This window comes from Devosia naphthalenivorans, from assembly GCF_003056355.1.
GTDB classification, from domain to species: Bacteria; Pseudomonadota; Alphaproteobacteria; order Rhizobiales; family Devosiaceae; genus Devosia; species Devosia naphthalenivorans.
This window is the reverse complement of record NZ_PYVW01000003.1, coordinates 140,610-155,885: the sequence shown is the minus strand read 5'-3', so window position 1 is coordinate 155,885 and position 15,276 is coordinate 140,610. Positions and strand designations below refer to the sequence as shown.

The 15,276-nt window shown below is 60.3% G+C and carries 17 protein-coding genes; 12 read left to right on the top strand and 5 right to left on the bottom strand.

Translation table 11 applies throughout. From position 1 onward, the window contains the following. Positions 1–8: 8 nt before the first annotated feature. Positions 9–875: a DUF4344 domain-containing metallopeptidase gene (locus tag C8264_RS06375; protein WP_108460138.1), complete on the bottom strand. Its 867-nt coding sequence runs from the start codon at positions 873–875 to the stop codon at positions 9–11. Positions 876–960: 85 nt separating this feature from the next. Then, positions 961–2,826: an ABC-F family ATP-binding cassette domain-containing protein gene (locus C8264_RS06370; protein WP_108460137.1), complete on the bottom strand. Its 1,866-nt coding sequence runs from the start codon at positions 2,824–2,826 to the stop codon at positions 961–963. A 206-nt stretch (positions 2,827–3,032) separates the two neighbouring features. Here C8264_RS06370 and C8264_RS06365 point away from each other — a divergent pair, with 206 nt between their 5' ends. The 3 genes from C8264_RS06365 to C8264_RS06355 all read left to right on the top strand — a co-directional run bounded on the left by C8264_RS06365 (position 3,033) and on the right by C8264_RS06355 (position 6,092). Beyond that, on the top strand, positions 3,033–3,410 hold the full coding sequence (locus tag C8264_RS06365) for a hypothetical protein (protein WP_162783489.1): 378 nt from the start codon (positions 3,033–3,035) through the stop codon (positions 3,408–3,410). 111 nt (positions 3,411–3,521) lie between these two features. Further along, positions 3,522–3,944 carry a nucleoside-diphosphate kinase gene (ndk, locus tag C8264_RS06360; RefSeq protein WP_108460135.1) on the top strand — a complete coding sequence of 141 codons (423 nt, stop codon included), beginning with the start codon at positions 3,522–3,524 and terminating at the stop codon, positions 3,942–3,944. A gap of 183 nt (positions 3,945–4,127) precedes the next feature. Further along, positions 4,128–6,092, top strand: a complete 1,965-nt coding sequence (locus C8264_RS06355) for a DEAD/DEAH box helicase (protein WP_108460134.1) — start codon at positions 4,128–4,130, stop codon at positions 6,090–6,092. 264 nt (positions 6,093–6,356) lie between these two features. Here C8264_RS06355 and hemB read toward each other — a convergent pair whose 3' ends face one another. After that, positions 6,357–7,370 carry a porphobilinogen synthase gene (hemB, locus tag C8264_RS06350; protein ID WP_205245628.1) on the bottom strand — a complete coding sequence of 338 codons (1,014 nt, stop codon included), beginning with the start codon at positions 7,368–7,370 and terminating at the stop codon, positions 6,357–6,359. 94 nt (positions 7,371–7,464) lie between these two features. On the opposite strand from hemB, the gene C8264_RS06345 reads away from it, so the two are divergent. The 4 genes from C8264_RS06345 (at position 7,465) to C8264_RS06330 (ending at position 10,388) form a co-directional block, all read left to right on the top strand. Further along, entirely contained in the window at positions 7,465–7,854 is a 390-nt protein-coding gene (locus C8264_RS06345) for a DUF6163 family protein (RefSeq protein ID WP_108460133.1), read from the top strand. A 187-nt stretch (positions 7,855–8,041) separates the two neighbouring features. Then, complete coding sequence (ldtR, locus tag C8264_RS06340) at positions 8,042–8,551, top strand: transcriptional regulator LdtR (protein ID WP_108460132.1); 510 nt, start codon at positions 8,042–8,044, stop codon at positions 8,549–8,551. A gap of 330 nt (positions 8,552–8,881) precedes the next feature. Beyond that, positions 8,882–10,093 (top strand): L,D-transpeptidase family protein, encoded by a 1,212-nt coding sequence (locus tag C8264_RS06335; RefSeq protein ID WP_162783488.1) that lies wholly within the window; start codon positions 8,882–8,884, stop codon positions 10,091–10,093. A 91-nt stretch (positions 10,094–10,184) separates the two neighbouring features. Next, positions 10,185–10,388, top strand: a complete 204-nt coding sequence (locus tag C8264_RS06330; RefSeq protein WP_108460130.1) for a DUF6898 family protein — start codon at positions 10,185–10,187, stop codon at positions 10,386–10,388. Positions 10,389–10,406: 18 nt separating this feature from the next. Here the strand turns inward: C8264_RS06330 and C8264_RS22475 are convergent, their stop codons facing one another. Next, a complete protein-coding gene (locus C8264_RS22475) occupies positions 10,407–10,877 on the bottom strand; it encodes a BA14K family protein (RefSeq protein ID WP_245892960.1) in 471 nt (156 codons plus the stop codon). Positions 10,878–11,072: 195 nt separating this feature from the next. Between C8264_RS22475 and glyA the strand changes: the two genes are divergently transcribed. The 3 genes from glyA (at position 11,073) to nusB (ending at position 13,472) form a co-directional block, all read left to right on the top strand. Then, positions 11,073–12,374, top strand: coding sequence for a serine hydroxymethyltransferase (gene glyA, locus C8264_RS06320; RefSeq protein WP_108460129.1), 1,302 nt, complete (start codon positions 11,073–11,075; stop codon positions 12,372–12,374). 9 nt (positions 12,375–12,383) lie between these two features. Beyond that, complete coding sequence (gene nrdR / locus C8264_RS06315; RefSeq protein WP_108460128.1) at positions 12,384–12,860, top strand: transcriptional regulator NrdR; 477 nt, start codon at positions 12,384–12,386, stop codon at positions 12,858–12,860. Between the two features lie 117 nt (positions 12,861–12,977). Then, positions 12,978–13,472 carry a transcription antitermination factor NusB gene (gene nusB, locus C8264_RS06310; protein ID WP_108460127.1) on the top strand — a complete coding sequence of 165 codons (495 nt, stop codon included), beginning with the start codon at positions 12,978–12,980 and terminating at the stop codon, positions 13,470–13,472. Positions 13,473–13,573: 101 nt separating this feature from the next. Here nusB and C8264_RS06305 read toward each other — a convergent pair whose 3' ends face one another. Then, positions 13,574–14,023: an outer membrane protein assembly factor BamE gene (locus tag C8264_RS06305; protein WP_108460126.1), complete on the bottom strand. Its 450-nt coding sequence runs from the start codon at positions 14,021–14,023 to the stop codon at positions 13,574–13,576. Here C8264_RS06305 and C8264_RS06300 point away from each other — a divergent pair. Both C8264_RS06300 and C8264_RS06295 read left to right on the top strand, forming a co-directional pair. Then, entirely contained in the window at positions 14,022–14,717 is a 696-nt protein-coding gene (locus C8264_RS06300; RefSeq protein WP_245892959.1) for a ubiquinol-cytochrome C chaperone family protein, read from the top strand. The two genes, C8264_RS06305 and C8264_RS06300, sit on opposite strands and share 2 nt — an antisense overlap. Further along, positions 14,714–15,262: a YceD family protein gene (locus C8264_RS06295; protein WP_162783487.1), complete on the top strand. Its 549-nt coding sequence runs from the start codon at positions 14,714–14,716 to the stop codon at positions 15,260–15,262. Before C8264_RS06300 ends, C8264_RS06295 begins: the two co-directional genes overlap by 4 nt. Positions 15,263–15,276: the final 14 nt, after the last annotated feature.

Genomic DNA, 15,276 nt, shown 5'->3' with positions numbered 1-15,276 from the left:
GGCCGGGTTCATTGCTCCGCTGAAGGCTTTGGCGGTTTGGTCTTGCCGGTCTTTGTTTTTATTGCAGGCTTGGCGGCCAAGCTGCCTGAATAGAGGTCCATGTAATCCTGCATGAGCTCGTAGCAGAAAATGACCTCGACCGTTTCGGGATCATAGAACGCGTTGGCTTCGCCGCATCGCCTCGCATTGAACGCGACCGGCTTCTCCAGACGGTAGTTGTTGCGCAATTCGTCGGCGACCTGATCGAAGACGCCACTGGATTTGAACGCGTCGGCGGCATATTGCAACTCGCGCCCAGCACCATGATAGGTGACGGTCACCTCGGTGCCGCCGCCGCTCTTGTTGTCACGCCCGAGCAGGCCCAGCAGGCTGCGGTTTATGGTGCCGTAATCCCAATTGCAGCTGTCCTGGCGATCTGTGGTTATCCGATATTCATTGGCGATGGGGCGGAACGTCTTCTCGTCCATGCCCACCATCAGGCAGACGATCTGGTAGGCCCGCTGCTTGTCGAGGCTATGATTGGCGGCGTAGTCGCTTTCCTCGCCACCGCTATCATAGGCGATCCCCGAGAGGGCCCAGCCTTCCGCCGCCTGGGCCAGGGCAAGGTCAGCCTCTTTGGTTCGCTTGTTCAGCAGGATCCAGGTGGCGACATTGTCCGCGGCGTCTTCCTCCCGCCCCAGGATCGGCAGTTCAAGCTGGTGGAACAGCAGGTGCCCGATCTCATGGTACAGCACGAAAAGGCTGTTGTTGGCCGCGAACCGGCGAATCTCTGCGCGCTGCGCCTTGCTGAAGTCCTGCGCCTGCGCGGCGGCAGCGACACACAGCAGGCAGAGGAATGCCGAAACAACCAGCTTCAAACCAGGAACGCGCATCATCCACTTTCAGCACTTCACCGTGCGCCCAGAAGAGAGCAGGGGCGGGCGACTGTCAACGAGGCTCAGGCCGACAGGTTAACCACCCTCAGGCGCGTTCCACCTCCTCGAGCTGAGCACTCAGCTCCAGCCATTTCTCCTCGGTAGCCTCCAGTTCGGCGGAATACCGCGCCTTGTCCTTGCCCAGGGCGATCATCCGGTCTGCAGGACCGTTGTAGATCTTGGGGTCTTCCAGTTGCGCATCGATCTTGGCAATTTCCGACTTGAGGCGCGCGATCTTGGTTTCAGCATCCTTGATCGAACTTTTGATGGGCGCAATCTCGGCACGGCGTGCAGCAGCCTCGGCCTTGTTGGCCTTGCGCTCGGCCTTGGTGCCTCCGCCTTTGCCCTCTTTGCTCGACGTGATGCTTCGCTGATAGCTGTCGAGATCTTCATCCAGCTCCCGGATGGTGCCGCCCTCGGCGATCCATAGGGTGTCGCAAGTGGCCTCGATAAGATGCCGGTCGTGGCTGATGATCAGCACGGCGCCTTCATAATCATTGAGCGCATGCACCAGCGCGTCGCGGCTGTCGATATCCAGATGGTTGGTCGGCTCGTCGAGGATCATCATCCCCGGCCCGCCAAAGGTAATCAGGCCCATCAGCAAACGCGCGCGTTCGCCACCTGAAAGGTTCTTGGCCTTGGTGTCCATGCGCGACTTGGTCAGACCCATTTGGCTCAACCGCGAACGACGCTTGGCTTCACTCTCGGTCGGCATCAGGTCGACAACATGCTCGAACGGCGTCCACTCAGGCTTGAGCTTGTCCATCTGATGCTGCGCAAAATGCGCGATCTCGAGCTTCTTGCCCTTGCGCAAACTGCCGCCCATCGGCTCGATATCGCCAGCGAGAAGCTTGGCGAAGGTCGATTTGCCGTTGCCGTTCACGCCGATCAGCGCGATACGGTCATCGGGGTCGATGCGCATATCAATGTTGCGCAAAATGGTCTTATTGCCATAGCCGGCCGAAACGCCGTCCAGTGTCAGCATCGGCGTCGGTGCCTCGACCTTTGGTTGCTGGAAAGTGAATGGCGCCGAATATTCGTCGAACATTGCCGCCGGGGGCTTCAGCTTTTCGATCATCTTCATGCGCGACTGAGCCTGTTTGGCCTTGGTGGCTTTCGCCTTGAAGCGGTCAACGAATTTCTGCAGATGCGCAACCTGGTCGAGCGCCTTGTCGCGGCTCTTGTTGTTGAGCTCCATCTGCATGCGGCGCGTGGTTTCGAAAGTGTCGTAATTGCCCTTGTAGAAGGTGAACTTGCGATGCTCGAGATGAATGATCGAGCTCACGGCCTTGTTGAGCAGGTCACGATCGTGGCTGATCATGAAGACGGTATAGGGATAGGTGGCGAGGTATTTCTCCAGCCAAAGCGTACCTTCAAGGTCGAGATAGTTGGTCGGTTCGTCCAGCAGCAGCAGGTCAGGCTGGCTGAACAGCACGCCGGCCAGGGCCACGCGCATGCGCCAGCCGCCCGACAATTCGTGCGTCGGAGACATCTGCCGGTCCTGTTCGAAGCCCAGCCCCTTCAGAATAGAGGACGCCCGTGCTTCGGCAGTGTGCGCATCGATGTCGGCGAGCCGCATGTAAATTTCGCCGATGCGATCGGGATCGGTCGCGGTTTCGGCCTCAGCCATCAGCGCGGTGCGCTCCTTGTCCGCCGACAGCACAACGTCCAGCACACTTTCGTTTCCGGCCGGTGCTTCCTGCGCAACGGCACCAATGCGCGCCTTCCTGTTAAGCTCGATGCTGCCGGCATCTGGCGCAAGGTGGCCCTGGATCAGGTGGAACAGCGTGGTCTTGCCCGTTCCATTCTTGCCGACGAAACCGGTCTTCGAGCCGGTCGGCAACACCACGGAGGCGTCTTCAAACAGTTCGCGTCCCTGAATGCGATAGGTGAGATTGTTGATGGTCAGCATGATGGGACATTCTTGGAAAAGGAGCAGGAAACAGAGGCAAGCGACGACCGCCGCGCCAGTCCTGCAAAAAACAGTATGCCGTTCGATAAAGTCATGCCGTGCGGATGGCAACCATTTCGCGTCCCGGCCGTGCCGCTTTGTCGCGGCACTTTCCTGGCACCCAGAGCGTTAAGTTGGCCCTGACCTTAGCCGAAGAGGACGCCGATATGAAATTTGCCCCCTTTGCCCTTGCCGCTACACTGGCTCTTGCAAGCGCCGGTTTCGCCCATGGCCAGCAGGCCATGACACTCGATGATCTCGACGCCGACCGGGCTGGTGCCGACCAGATCAAGATTGAATTCGAATATGGGGGAAGCGCCTGCGAAACTGTCGGCGCTGCGCAGATCGGTGAAAACATCGACGGTGTGCTCGCCGTGACATTCCCCACCACCAGCACAGCCGAAGTCTGCACCCAGCAGATCAAGGAAATCGAGGTGGAGCAGCTTGTTGCAGCTGACGCTTCGGTGACAGCAGTTTCCGTGACCCTTCTCGCGCCCGATGGCAGCGTGCTGGCTACGGGAACTGACCGCGTCGACGAAGACTAGGTGCTATGGATGCGGGCTACCTGAAATGGCTGTACCCGCGTCTTGCCTCCGTCAAACTCTGACGCTACAAGGCGCGACCTTACCAACAGACCCACTCAAGGATCGAACCCCATGGCGCTCGAACGCACCTTCTCCATCATCAAGCCGGATGCCGTCCGTCGTAACCTCATCGGCAAGATCATCGCGAAGTTCGAGGAAGCCGGCCTTCGTCCGATCGCGCTGAAGAAGATCCACATGACCCGCGTCCAGGCCGAAGGCTTCTACGCGGTTCACAAGGAACGCCCCTTCTTTGGCGAACTCGTCGAGCAGATGATTGCATCGCCAGTTGTCGTGCAGGTTTTGGAAGGCGAAGGCGCTATCCTCAAGAACCGCGAAGTCATGGGCGCAACCAATCCAGCCAATGCTGCCGAAGGCACCATCCGCAAGGAATTCGCCCTGTCCATTGGCGAAAACTCGGTGCACGGCTCCGACGCCCCCGAAACTGCTGCCGAAGAAATCAAGTTCTTCTTCTCGGACGAAGAACTGGTCGGCTAAGCGCTTCTGCGCCAGACGAATATTGAGGCCGCCCGCGGGGCGGCCTTTTTGCTTACTTGTGCTATTGTGCACGTGAACTCCCGCAGAGGCGGCGCGTTTATCATCGAACCATCCGCAAAAGTGGGCTTCCCGCTTAGCGCGGGTATGACGCCATAGCTTGGTCGGCGTCCAAGAAAGCCACTAATGTCACTGCCTGAAACTATTCTTCCTCCGCTCGCCCGTGCCCTTGCTACCAAAGGCTACGAGACGCTAACGCCGGTGCAAGCCGCTATCATCGAAGATGAAACAAGCGGCCGGGATTTGCTCGTGTCGGCCCAGACGGGCTCCGGCAAAACCGTCGCCTTCGGCATGGCCATCGCGCCGACGCTGCTGGGCGACGCCGAGCGCTTCACCGAAATCGGCGCGCCGCTGGCTCTCGTCATCGCGCCAACGCGCGAGCTGGCCCTGCAGGTACAGCGCGAACTCGAGTGGCTTTATGCCGAAACCGGCGCCAAGACAGCGTCCTGCGTAGGCGGCATGGATGCTCGCACCGAACGCCGGGCGCTCGAGCGCGGGGCGCATATCGTGGTCGGGACGCCCGGTCGCCTGCGTGACCACATCACGCGTGGCGCGCTGGATATGTCGGCGCTACGGGCAGTGGTTCTCGACGAAGCAGACGAAATGCTCGACCTGGGATTCCGCGAAGATCTCGAATTCATTCTGGACGCCGCGCCCGAGGATCGTCGCACGCTGCTGTTCTCGGCGACCGTGCCCAAGCCGATTGCGCAACTGGCCAAGACTTTCCAGCGTGATGCCCTGCGCGTCGCTGCCACCAGCGCCAACGAGCAACATGCCGATATCGACTATAAGCTGATGCTGGTGCCCGCCGCCGAGCGCGAAAACGCCATCATCAACACGCTGCTCTATTTCGAGGCGGTCAACACCATCGTCTTCGCCTCTACTCGTGAAGGCGTGAAGCACCTGTCGGCACGGCTGCACAATCGTGGATTCGATGTTGTGACGCTCTCGGGCGAGCTATCGCAAGCCGAGCGGACCAATGCGTTGCAGTCCATGCGCGATGGCCGTGCCCATATCTGCGTGGCTACAGACGTGGCTGCTCGCGGCATCGACCTGCCCAATCTGGATCTGGTCATCCACGCCGATCTGCCTACCAATCCGGATACGCTGCTGCACCGTTCGGGTCGTACCGGTCGGGCAGGGCGCAAGGGTACCTGCGTCATCATCTCCCCGATGCACCGCCGCAATGTGGCCCAGCGCATTCTCAAGGTCGCCAAACTCGACGTGACTATGATGGCTCCTCCTTCGGCGGAAGCCATCGAGGCGCGTTACCGCGAAAGCATCCTCTCCAACGAGATGCTCAGCAGTCCGGTGGCCGAAGGTGAAGCCGAATTCGTCGCCCAGCTGATGGAGCGCCATTCGGCCGAGGCCATCGCCGCCGCCTATCTGCGCCAGCAACTGGCTGCCCGGCCTGCGCCCGAAGATGTTTCCGACGCGCCGGTCTTCGACAAGCCAGGCGACAAGGACCCACGCACCCGCGAAAAATTCGAGGGCGGCACATGGTTCAAGGTCACGGTGGGCCGCAAGCACAAGGCGGAGCCCCGCTGGCTGCTGCCCATGCTGTGCAAGGCCGGCAATGTCACCAAGACGGCCATCGGCTCGATCCGCATCTTCGACACCGAATCCATCTTTGAAGTTGCCGCGCAGAAGGCCGATGCCTTCGCCCGGAGCATCGAGAAGAACGGCTCCGGTGAGCGCGGTGTTACCATTTCTGCAGTCGATGGTCCCGGCGAGCGCCGGTCCGGCCCGCCGCCCTCACAGCGCCGCCCAGCGGGGCCCATTGAGCGCTTCGACGCCAACGCACCGCGTCCGGAGCGTGCCGATCGCAAGGCGCGCTACGGCTCTGCCGGCCTGCGGCCGGACGATTTCGACGCATCCCCTGCAAGCGGCTGGGATCCGGCTAGTGATGGCGACAAGCCCCGCGCGCCAACGCCGGATTTTGACAAGCCCAAGCCACCCAAGGTCGTGAAGGCTCCGCCAAGCAAGGACAAGGGCAAGCCAAAATGGGCTGGCAAGGCCGCGGATGGCGCCCCACGTGCCGAAAAGAAGAAGCCGAAAGACCACAAGCCGCAGCGCAAGCCGCAGGTTTGAGGCTAGCCTTCCCGCAAGGGGGGAGTGTTTCCTTGGGTGTGACCGGTGGTGGAGGTGCGATGCTTCCTACTCGCCGGGCGGCACCTCCCCCTTGACGGGGGAGGCTGGGAGGGGGTGGCGGTTGGCCCCAATATGGGGGCTAAACGTCCCCCACCCTTGATCCCTCCCCGCAAGGGGGAGGGTGTCGACTGAAATAGCGGCGCAAAGCGCCCGATATGAGCACTCCCGCTTAGAAGGACGATATGTAGGCGGTTTCCTGAACCCCTATCGCCCCAGCTCACGTGCCACTTCGAGCGCGAAATATGTCAGCACCCCGTTGGCACCTGCGCGCTTGAATGCATAGAGGCTTTCCAGGATTGCCCCCTTGCGGTCGATGGCGCCGGCCGCCGCTGCCATCTCGATCATCGCGAATTCGCCACTCACCTGATAGGAGTAGATCGGTACGTTGAAGTTGTCCTTCGCGCGCCGGACTATATCGAGATAGGGCAGGCCTGGTTTGACCATGATGCTGTCCGCGCCTTCGGCGATGTCCTGCTCGATTTCGCGCAGTGCTTCATCGGAGTTGGCGTAATCCATCTGGTAAGTGCGCTTGTCACCCTTGAGCCTGCTGCCCGAACCGACAGCTTCCCTGAACGGTCCATAATAGTAGGACGCGTATTTGGCGGCGTAGGCCATGATCTGGGTCTGCTCGTACCCTTCCTCGTCCAGTGCGTCACGGAGCGCGGCCACGCGGCCGTCCATCATGTCGGAGGGAGCAATGATATCAGCGCCGGCTTTGGTCTGCACCAGAGCCGACTTGACCATGACCCCAACGGTTTCGTCGTTCAGGATTTCGCCGTCGCGGACCAGACCGTCCTGTCCATCGCTGGAATATTCGTCGAGCGCGACATCGGCGATGAGCCCGATCTCCGGTACCGCATCCTTGATGGCGCTGAGAGCGCGGCACATCAGATTGTCCGGATTGAAAGCCTCACGGCCATCCTCGCTGCGCAGATGATCCGGCGTATTGGGAAAGAGGGCCAGGGCAGGGATGCCGGCATCGCGCGCGGCCTTGGCTGCCTCGACACAGAGATCGACGCTCAGCCGCTCTACGCCTGGCATGGTTCGGATCGATGTTTTCTCGTTCTGCCCTTCGATCACGAAAAGCGGCCAGATGAGGTCCGCGGGCGTCAGCACCGTCTCGCGAACCATTGCGCGGCTCCAGGCGGTCCGCCGGGCGCGGCGCAGCCGCCGTCCACCAAGGAAATCCATGTCGTGCTTTTGCCAATCCTGGGACATCGTCGCTCTCCTGTGCTGCGTTTGCTTTAGCAGTGCAGCTTTGACCGTCCAAGGTCTGGCTTGTCGCATGCGCAGTGTCGGTCTAGAAACCCGCATGGCTCTAAACGCTCCGCCTGTCGGCATCTATATTCGCATCGTCGCCATCATCAGCCTCATGCTGGGCCTGAGCGACGCCGGGCGCCTGCTTGGTGTCAATCTCGGCCCGGTCAGCCCGATCTCAACGCTGGGGGTCACCGGCTTTGTCTATCTCGCCATCTTCGCGCTCGCGCGGCTGTCCGCGGCCGTGGGGTTGTGGATCAAGGCAAGCTGGGGTGCAGTTCTGTTGGTGGGCTCCACGGGCGCCGAGCTGGTGCTCTATCTGATGGGCAACCCAGACATTGCCATGTCGGCCTTCGGCTTTGCCGTCCGGGTGGTCCTGCTAGCCTCGATCCTGCTGATCTTTGTGCTGAGCATCAGGTTCAATCGGGCCCGCGCCACCGACTGATCGAACCTTTACGTCTGCGTAAGGTTACAATTTTCTCTACCGGTGTAACGAAGAATAAAGCCAAATTCCCATTGTTTTGCAGTAAGATGCTCTTAATCACGCCGCTTAGGCTGATCTTAGCTTGGGCGCCGTAGTTTGGCCCTATCAGATGCGAAAAATCGCACAGACAGCAAACAGTGAGGCACAAATGGCGATCAAATCCAACGCAGCCGAGGCCATCGTTCCGGAACGTCCCAAGAGCCTGAAGCCGCTCTATCTGGAAGCCGTGTCGCGGGTCGAACGCCTGCACCGTCGCTTGCTCGATCTGATCAAGGACGAGTTCGACCGCATGGGCTGGGATGACATCAATCCGGTCCAGGCGCTGCTGATGTTCAACATCGGCGATGCTGAACTGACCGCTGGTGAGCTGCGCTCTCGCGGTTACTACCTGGGCTCGAACGTCTCCTATAACCTCAAGAAGCTGGTCGAAACCGGCTACATCTTCCAGGAGCGCTCGCGTTCGGACCGCCGTTCGGTCCGCATCAAGCTGACCCCGAAGGGCGAGGAAGTGGCGGAAGTGATCGATGAGCTGTACGATCGTCACCTCAAGTCGATCGACAAGGTCGGTGGCCTGGGCGACGACGAGTTCGACGGCCTGAACAAGGCGCTGGCCCGCCTGGAGCGCTTCTGGGTCGACCAGATCCTCTACAAGCTCTAAGTCTTGCTACGATATCGGTTTCGGGGCGCTTCGGCGCCCCTTGTCGTTTGTTGTAGACCCGCAACAGTGACTGGCCACATTCTTTAGCCAATGAACGACGTTCGCATTTCTGCCGCAAACTAAAGTGATTGCCGTCGTTACGAGGTAGAAACCATTTCCCTTGTACTCATGGTTCCCAAAGTCTGAACAATCTCACTTGCGCTTGAGCGCGTTGTGAGCTGCCGGACGCGATGGTAAAAACCGGCTCTGCTCTATTGGCGAATTTCGGGTGAATTAATGCGGCTGAATCGACGTTCTCTTCTCCGGTACACGGCTCTTGCTGGCGCCACGATGGCGCTGCCAACCGCCCTTCGGGCGCAGGAAAGCCAGTCCATATTCGATATGTTCTCGCACAACCGCGTGTTGCGCGAGGCCGATCAGGGCGGCAACACCATGGCAGCCGAAGCGCTGGTCGCCACCAATGAGCCGATCCTGTCCTTCGATACGGTCTACAATCTGCAGCTGGCCATTTCGCAGTACGAGCCTTTCGTGGCGAACGGCGGCTGGGAAGAAATTCCGCAAGAGGCCTACGGCCTGAAACTTGCCGCGAGTCGCCCGGCGGTCATTCAGCTCAAGCGCCGGCTGATCTCCTCGGGTGACATGCCCCTGGTCGAAAATGTCAACGATGTGTTTGACGCCGATACGGACCGTGGTGTCCGCACATTCCAGGCCCGCCATGGCCTGATCCTGAACGGCCAGATCGACGAGGCAACCTGGTACGCCATGAACGTGCCGGCGCAGCAGCGGCTGCAGCAGCTTTATCTGAACTTCACGCGCGTGCAGAACATGGCCGCCAACCTCAGCCCGCGCTACGTGGTGGTGAATATCCCCGCTGCCACCATTGAAGCGGTCAATGACGGCATGGTTGAACAGCGCCACACCGCCGTGGTGGGCCGCGTCGATCGTGCGACCCCGATCATGGCGAGCAAGGTCAGCCAGATCAATTTCAACCCGTACTGGCACGTGCCGAAGTCCTTGGTGGAACGCGACCTCACCAAGTACATGAAAGAAAATCCGAACTACCTCGCCGAACAGAATATCCACATCTATGACGGCGGCGGTCAGGAAGTCTCGCCTTCAAGCATCAACTGGGACAATCTCGGCAACGCGATCAACTACATGTATCGCCAGGAACCCGGCGCGGCCAACTCCATGGGCCATTGCAAGATCAATTTCTATAACCCCTACGACTGCTACCTGCACGATACGCCCTCAAAGGCGCTGTTTGACGAGAACGCCCGTTTCCACTCTTCGGGTTGCGTGCGCGTCGAAGGCGTGAACCAACTCGTTGCCTGGCTGCTGCGTGACAATGGCGATTGGGACCAGACCAAGGTCGACGCGACCTTCGAGTCGCTCCAGCGCCTGGATGTCGAGTGCAAGGCACGGGTGCCGATCCACACTACGTACATCACGGCCTGGGCCAACCGCCAGGGCACCGTCAGCTTCCGCGATGACGTTTATCAGTTCGATGCCCAAGGCAAGGTTGCCTTCGCCGACGCCTGATTTCATCCAAATGGCCCGTTCAACGCCCTCCCACCGGAGGGCGTTCGCATTTCGGGCTGGAATCATTCACTGTGGACGAGGGGAGGGCATCATGGCCAATGGTGAGGTTCTGTTCGAATTTGTGCAGATGGGGCAGCAGATGCGGGTTGCTGCGATAGACACGAACTCGGGCACTGAGGTGATCGTGATCACTCCGGTGAATGCCAGCAAGACGCAGATGCAGCAACTTGCCTTGGCCAAGTTGCGCAAAAAGCTAAGCGCCGCACAACCGGAGGCTGAGCGGCGTTTGTTTTAAACTGGGCTTAGGCTGCTGCTAGAGGTTGCAGCGGTGACGGTATCCGTCATAACCCAAGAAGGTATCGGTACGCTCGTCATAGGACCGATAGCGGGCATAGCAGGCTTCAACATGGCTACTGTAGCCACGGTCGTAGTCGCGGCCAATGACCCGGTCGCCGCCATAGTTGTTATTGTTCTGGTTCGCGATAGCGCCGCCGACGATGGCGCCGAAGGTGAACCCGAGCAGACCCGAAGAGATACTGTCCAGACCGCCGCGGTTGCGGCGATAGAACCGGTGGTAGTCATTGTCGTTCCAACGGCCACGGCGGAAGTCGCGACAGTCACGGTCGCGAGAATTGCGCTGGCAATAGGTCTGCACCACACGATCTCGATCAGCGCTGCTGCCGCCCTTTGGCGCCAGGATCTGGGCTTGTACCGGCATGACGCTGGTAATTGCCATCAGGCCGGTGATGACGGCCGCGGTAATTCCTTGTGCTCTCTTGCTCATTCTAACTCTCCAATGCCGCCCCGCGGCCAGAAAATCCGGTCTCTGCTCAGATAATGCGGATTCAGCTGTCTGGTTGCTTTCCCCGCGCGCATCTGTAGCACACCAGCGCTTGGATTGCTGCTCGTCTTTGTGCTAGAGGCTGCGCCCATATCATCCTCCCGACACAAGATGTTGGGACTGCCCGGAGAACGCCCCATGAGCGCAGCCACATCCCTTCCGCTGTTTCCCAGGTTCTTCACCAATTCCGTCGGTGAGACCGATCCGGAATTGGCTGCCGCCATTCGCGATGAACTGGGTCGCCAGCAGGGCGAAATCGAACTGATCGCGTCCGAAAACATCGTGTCCCAGGCTGTTCTGGAAGCGCAGGGGTCCGTTCTTACCAATAAGTACGCCGAGGGTTATCCCGGCCGGCGCTACTACGGCGGCTGCCAGTATGTCGACGTTGCCGAAACGCTCGCCATCGAGCGCGCCAAGCAATTGTTCGGCGTCGGCTTTGCCAATGTGCAGCCCAACTCGGGCTCGCAGGCCAACCAGGGCGTCTACCAGGCGCTGATCCAGCCGGGCGATACCATTCTGGGCATGTCGCTGGACGCCGGCGGGCACCTGACGCATGGCGCCAAGCCGAACCAATCGGGCAAGTGGTTCAACGCCATCCAGTATGGCGTGCGCAAGCAGGACGGCCGTGTCGACATGGACCAGGTGCGCAGCCTTGCCCATGAGCACAAGCCCAAGATGCTGGTTGCCGGTTTCTCGGCCTATTCGCGCGTTATGGACTGGGCGGAGTTCCGCGCCATTGCCGACGAGGTCGGGGCGATTCTCTTTGTCGACATGGCTCATGTGGCGGGCCTCGTCGCTGGCGGGGTCTATCCCAGCCCGTTCCCCCACGCCCATGTTGCAACCACCACCACGCACAAGACCCTGCGTGGACCACGTGGCGGCCTGATCCTCACCAATGACGAGGACATCGCCAAGAAGATCAATTCGGCGATCTTCCCCGGCATCCAGGGCGGCCCCCTGATGCACGTCATCGCCGCCAAGGCCGTGGCCTTCAAGGAAGCTCTGCAGCCCGAGTTCAAATCCTACGCCCGTCAGGTCGTCGCCAACGCCAAGATCCTGGCCGAGACCCTGGTCAAGGGCGGTGTGGATATCGTCACCGGTGGCACGGATAATCACCTGATGCTGGTCGATCTGCGTCCGAAGGGGCTGACTGGCAAGGCGACGGAAGCCGCTCTCGGTCGCGCGCATATTACGTGCAATAAGAACGCGGTGCCCTTCGATCCGGAAAGGCCCGCCATCACCTCCGGTGTGCGCCTTGGCACGCCCGCTGGCACTTCGCGCGGCTTTGCCGAGGCTGAGTTCCAGCTGGTAGGTGAACTGATCATCGAAGTGCTCGATGGTCTGAAGGCAAACGGCGAAGAGAACAATGCGGCCGTCGAGGCCCAGGTTCGCGAGAAGGTGAAAACGCTCACCGACCGCTTCCCGATCTACGGCCAATAAGGACGTCTCATGCGCTGTCCCTATTGCGGCAACGACGATACGCAGGTCAAGGACAGCCGCCCGACCGAAGATTCGGGCGCCATCCGCCGCCGCCGCGTCTGCAATGGATGCGGTGGCCGCTTCACGACCTTCGAGCGGGTGCAGTTGCGCGAGCTTACGGTGGTGAAGAAGAGCGGCCGCAAGGTTCCGTTCGATCGCGAGAAGCTTGCGCGCTCGGTCTATACGGCGCTGCGCAAGCGCTCGGTCGAAGCCGACCGCATCGAACGCATGATTTCAGGCATCGTCCGGCAACTGGAAAGCCAGGGTGACGTTGAAGTTACCTCCGACCAGATCGGGGAATACGTGATGGATGGCCTCAAGAGTCTCGACGACGTGGCCTTTGTCCGGTTTGCTTCGGTCTACAAGAACTTCTCTGCCGCAGATGACTTCCGCAATTTCCTAGCGGCGCTGGCGGAAGGGCAGGGATCGCTGCGCGACAAGGACTAACATCGGCACGCATGGCAACCATCAGCGCTAATGTGTTGATGTTCGCTCCCGACCCGACTAAGGGGTTGGCTTTTGCCGCCCATGGTCCCCGTGCCTCGGCTCAATAGAGTGACGACAATGGCTGACGCCCCCAAACGTAATCCACAGGCCGACCGTCCCGCCAACCAGCGCGGCGCCGCAAGGCTGGCGGCCGTACAGGCGCTTTATCAGATGGATATCGGCCGTGCGACGCTCGAGGATACGCTGGCCCAGTTCGGCAGCTTCCATCTCGGCCGCGAGATCGAAGGGGAGCAGTATCTGCCCGCCGATGCCGATTTCTTCCGCCAGATCGTCACCGGTGTAACCAAGCACCAGCTTGCCATCGACCCCGCGGTTGATCGCGCCCTTGCCGAAGGCTGGCCGGTCGAGCGCGTCGACGCGACGCTCCGCGCTATCCTGCGCGCTGCGGCCTTCGAACTGCTCCGCCGCAAGGACATTCCCCCGCGCGTCGTCATCACCGAATATGTCGACATCGCCAAGGCGTTCTACGAGGATGACGCGACGGGCTTGGTGAACGCCTCGCTCGATGCAATCGCGCGTGAGGCGGGAACGAATCTGGAAGAGACCAAGTAGCCGCTTGGGCTAGAGCCTAAAAGAAAAGCCCCGGTCTATCCGGGGCTTTTTGTTGTGAGCATACGATCCCGACAGCGCCGTTCGGCGCTCGTCGCTCCAGATCAGAACGATTGCAAAATCTGATCGACGAACGTGCGGTCCTCGCCGAAGGACGGTGTGCGGCGCGTTTCGATCGCAATCGTCTTGCCGTCCTGCAGGCCGTAAACGGCCTTATCCACGACCTTCTTGTTCTTGTCGAAGTACACGGCCAGCACGGTGCGGGAATCAACCATGGTCATGCCGAAAGACGTTTGGCGGACTTTCGTTTCCACGTAGTACCAGGCGGTCTGGTCGCCGAAGGTGTTCGTGGTCTGGGGCGATCCAAGCACCAGGGTGACGAGTTGCTGGCTCTGACCCGGGCGAATCTGCGCCATCGCGCTATCGGAAATCTCATAACCCTGGGTACGCGCCGTCACCAGCGAGGTGCTGCTGGTACAACCCGCAACTACCAGAGCCAGCAAGGCAGCGGCTGCGAGCGGTGCGACAGAACCGGATACGTTGCGCAGGAGCATGAATTTGACTTTCCCGATGGCTTGCGACTATAGGCACGACAACAAAGCGGCGGCCCTTGCGGGCGCGGAATGTTTAGCTGCCAACATGTCTGTCTGGCAAGCTGCATTGGTTCGGCGAGTCGTTTTGCCCGCCTGTCAGGCCAATCATAGAGCTGAGCGCAACCCCATGATCTTCAACCTGTTCCGCAAGAACACAGCGACCGAACCGGTTTTGGCCGTCTATAGCGCTATTGTGGCGCAATCCCGGCAGCCGGTTTTCTATGCGGAATGGCTGGTGCCAGATACTGTTACTGGCCGATTTGACATGATCAGCCTTCACATGGCGTTACTTTTCCGCAGGTTGCGCAGCGAATCCGGTCCTCAGAAGGAATTTAGCCAGGCGGTGTTCGACCTGTTCTTCAAAGACATGGACCGTTCCTTGCGGGAAATGGGTGTGGGCGACCTTGGCGTCCCCAAGAAGATCCAGAAGATGGGCAACATCTTCTTCGGCTTGCTGGCGGCTTTGAACGAAGCCATGGACGGCAATGACAAGCTGGCCCTTGAAGCCGTGCTTTCCCGCAATATCTTTGATGGTGCCACTGGCCCCCATGTGGCAGCACTTGCCGACTACCTTGTTACCAAGGATCGTGCACTTGCTTCAAGATCCGTCAGCGAAATCGCTGGCGGCGTCATCAATTTCGAGGATGCCCAGTGAACACCACAGCCGCGCCCTTGTTCGATGCAATTGTCCGGATTGATCGCCTGCCGGCGACTGGCCGCGAGCTTAACGTGTCGCTGGATGAGGCGACGCGCGAGGCTCTGGCTGAGGCCCTCAAAATTAGCGCAGTCGAGCGTTTCGAGGCCAGCCTTGTGGTGGCGCCGCTTCGTGGCGGCCTGCGCGCTCAAGGGCGCTTGCTTGCCCGTATCGTGCAGCCATCGGTGGTGAGCTTCGAGCCGGTGACACAGGAGCTCGATGAGCCGGTGGATCGCGTTTTTCTGCCCGAGCCGAGCGCACACAAGCCTACGCCGGGCTCCGAGATTTTCGTCGATCTCGAAGATGATGATTTTCCGGATCATATCGATGGGCCAGAAGTCGATCTGAGTGCCTTGCTGACCGAGACGCTTGCGCTGGCAATCGATCCTTATCCACGGCTGCCGGGCGAAAGTGTGGAAAGCCTGGCTCTGGACACTGGCCCGAAAGAGAGCAGCCCTTTCGCGGCCTTGGCCAAGCTCAAGCCAGAAAACGACCCCGACGCTTGACCGCCACAATATCT

Coding starts and splice junctions, on each gene's coding strand:
- C8264_RS06335 (WP_162783488.1), top strand. CDS start 8,882: ATGGCGCTGCCAACCGCCCTTCGGGCGCAGGAAAGCCAGTCCATATTC.
- nusB (WP_108460127.1), top strand. CDS start 12,978: ATGGCTGACGCCCCCAAACGTAATCCACAGGCCGACCGTCCCGCCAAC.
- hemB (WP_205245628.1), bottom strand. CDS start 7,370: ATGTCCCAGGATTGGCAAAAGCACGACATGGATTTCCTTGGTGGACGG.
- ldtR (WP_108460132.1), top strand. CDS start 8,042: ATGGCGATCAAATCCAACGCAGCCGAGGCCATCGTTCCGGAACGTCCC.
- glyA (WP_108460129.1), top strand. CDS start 11,073: ATGAGCGCAGCCACATCCCTTCCGCTGTTTCCCAGGTTCTTCACCAAT.
- C8264_RS06365 (WP_162783489.1), top strand. CDS start 3,033: ATGAAATTTGCCCCCTTTGCCCTTGCCGCTACACTGGCTCTTGCAAGC.
- C8264_RS06370 (WP_108460137.1), bottom strand. CDS start 2,826: ATGCTGACCATCAACAATCTCACCTATCGCATTCAGGGACGCGAACTG.
- C8264_RS06375 (WP_108460138.1), bottom strand. CDS start 875: ATGATGCGCGTTCCTGGTTTGAAGCTGGTTGTTTCGGCATTCCTCTGC.
- nrdR (WP_108460128.1), top strand. CDS start 12,384: ATGCGCTGTCCCTATTGCGGCAACGACGATACGCAGGTCAAGGACAGC.
- C8264_RS06345 (WP_108460133.1), top strand. CDS start 7,465: ATGGCTCTAAACGCTCCGCCTGTCGGCATCTATATTCGCATCGTCGCC.
- C8264_RS06305 (WP_108460126.1), bottom strand. CDS start 14,023: ATGCTCCTGCGCAACGTATCCGGTTCTGTCGCACCGCTCGCAGCCGCT.
- ndk (WP_108460135.1), top strand. CDS start 3,522: ATGGCGCTCGAACGCACCTTCTCCATCATCAAGCCGGATGCCGTCCGT.
- C8264_RS06330 (WP_108460130.1), top strand. CDS start 10,185: ATGGCCAATGGTGAGGTTCTGTTCGAATTTGTGCAGATGGGGCAGCAG.
- C8264_RS22475 (WP_245892960.1), bottom strand. CDS start 10,877: ATGAGCAAGAGAGCACAAGGAATTACCGCGGCCGTCATCACCGGCCTG.
- C8264_RS06300 (WP_245892959.1), top strand. CDS start 14,022: ATGAATTTGACTTTCCCGATGGCTTGCGACTATAGGCACGACAACAAA.
- C8264_RS06355 (WP_108460134.1), top strand. CDS start 4,128: ATGTCACTGCCTGAAACTATTCTTCCTCCGCTCGCCCGTGCCCTTGCT.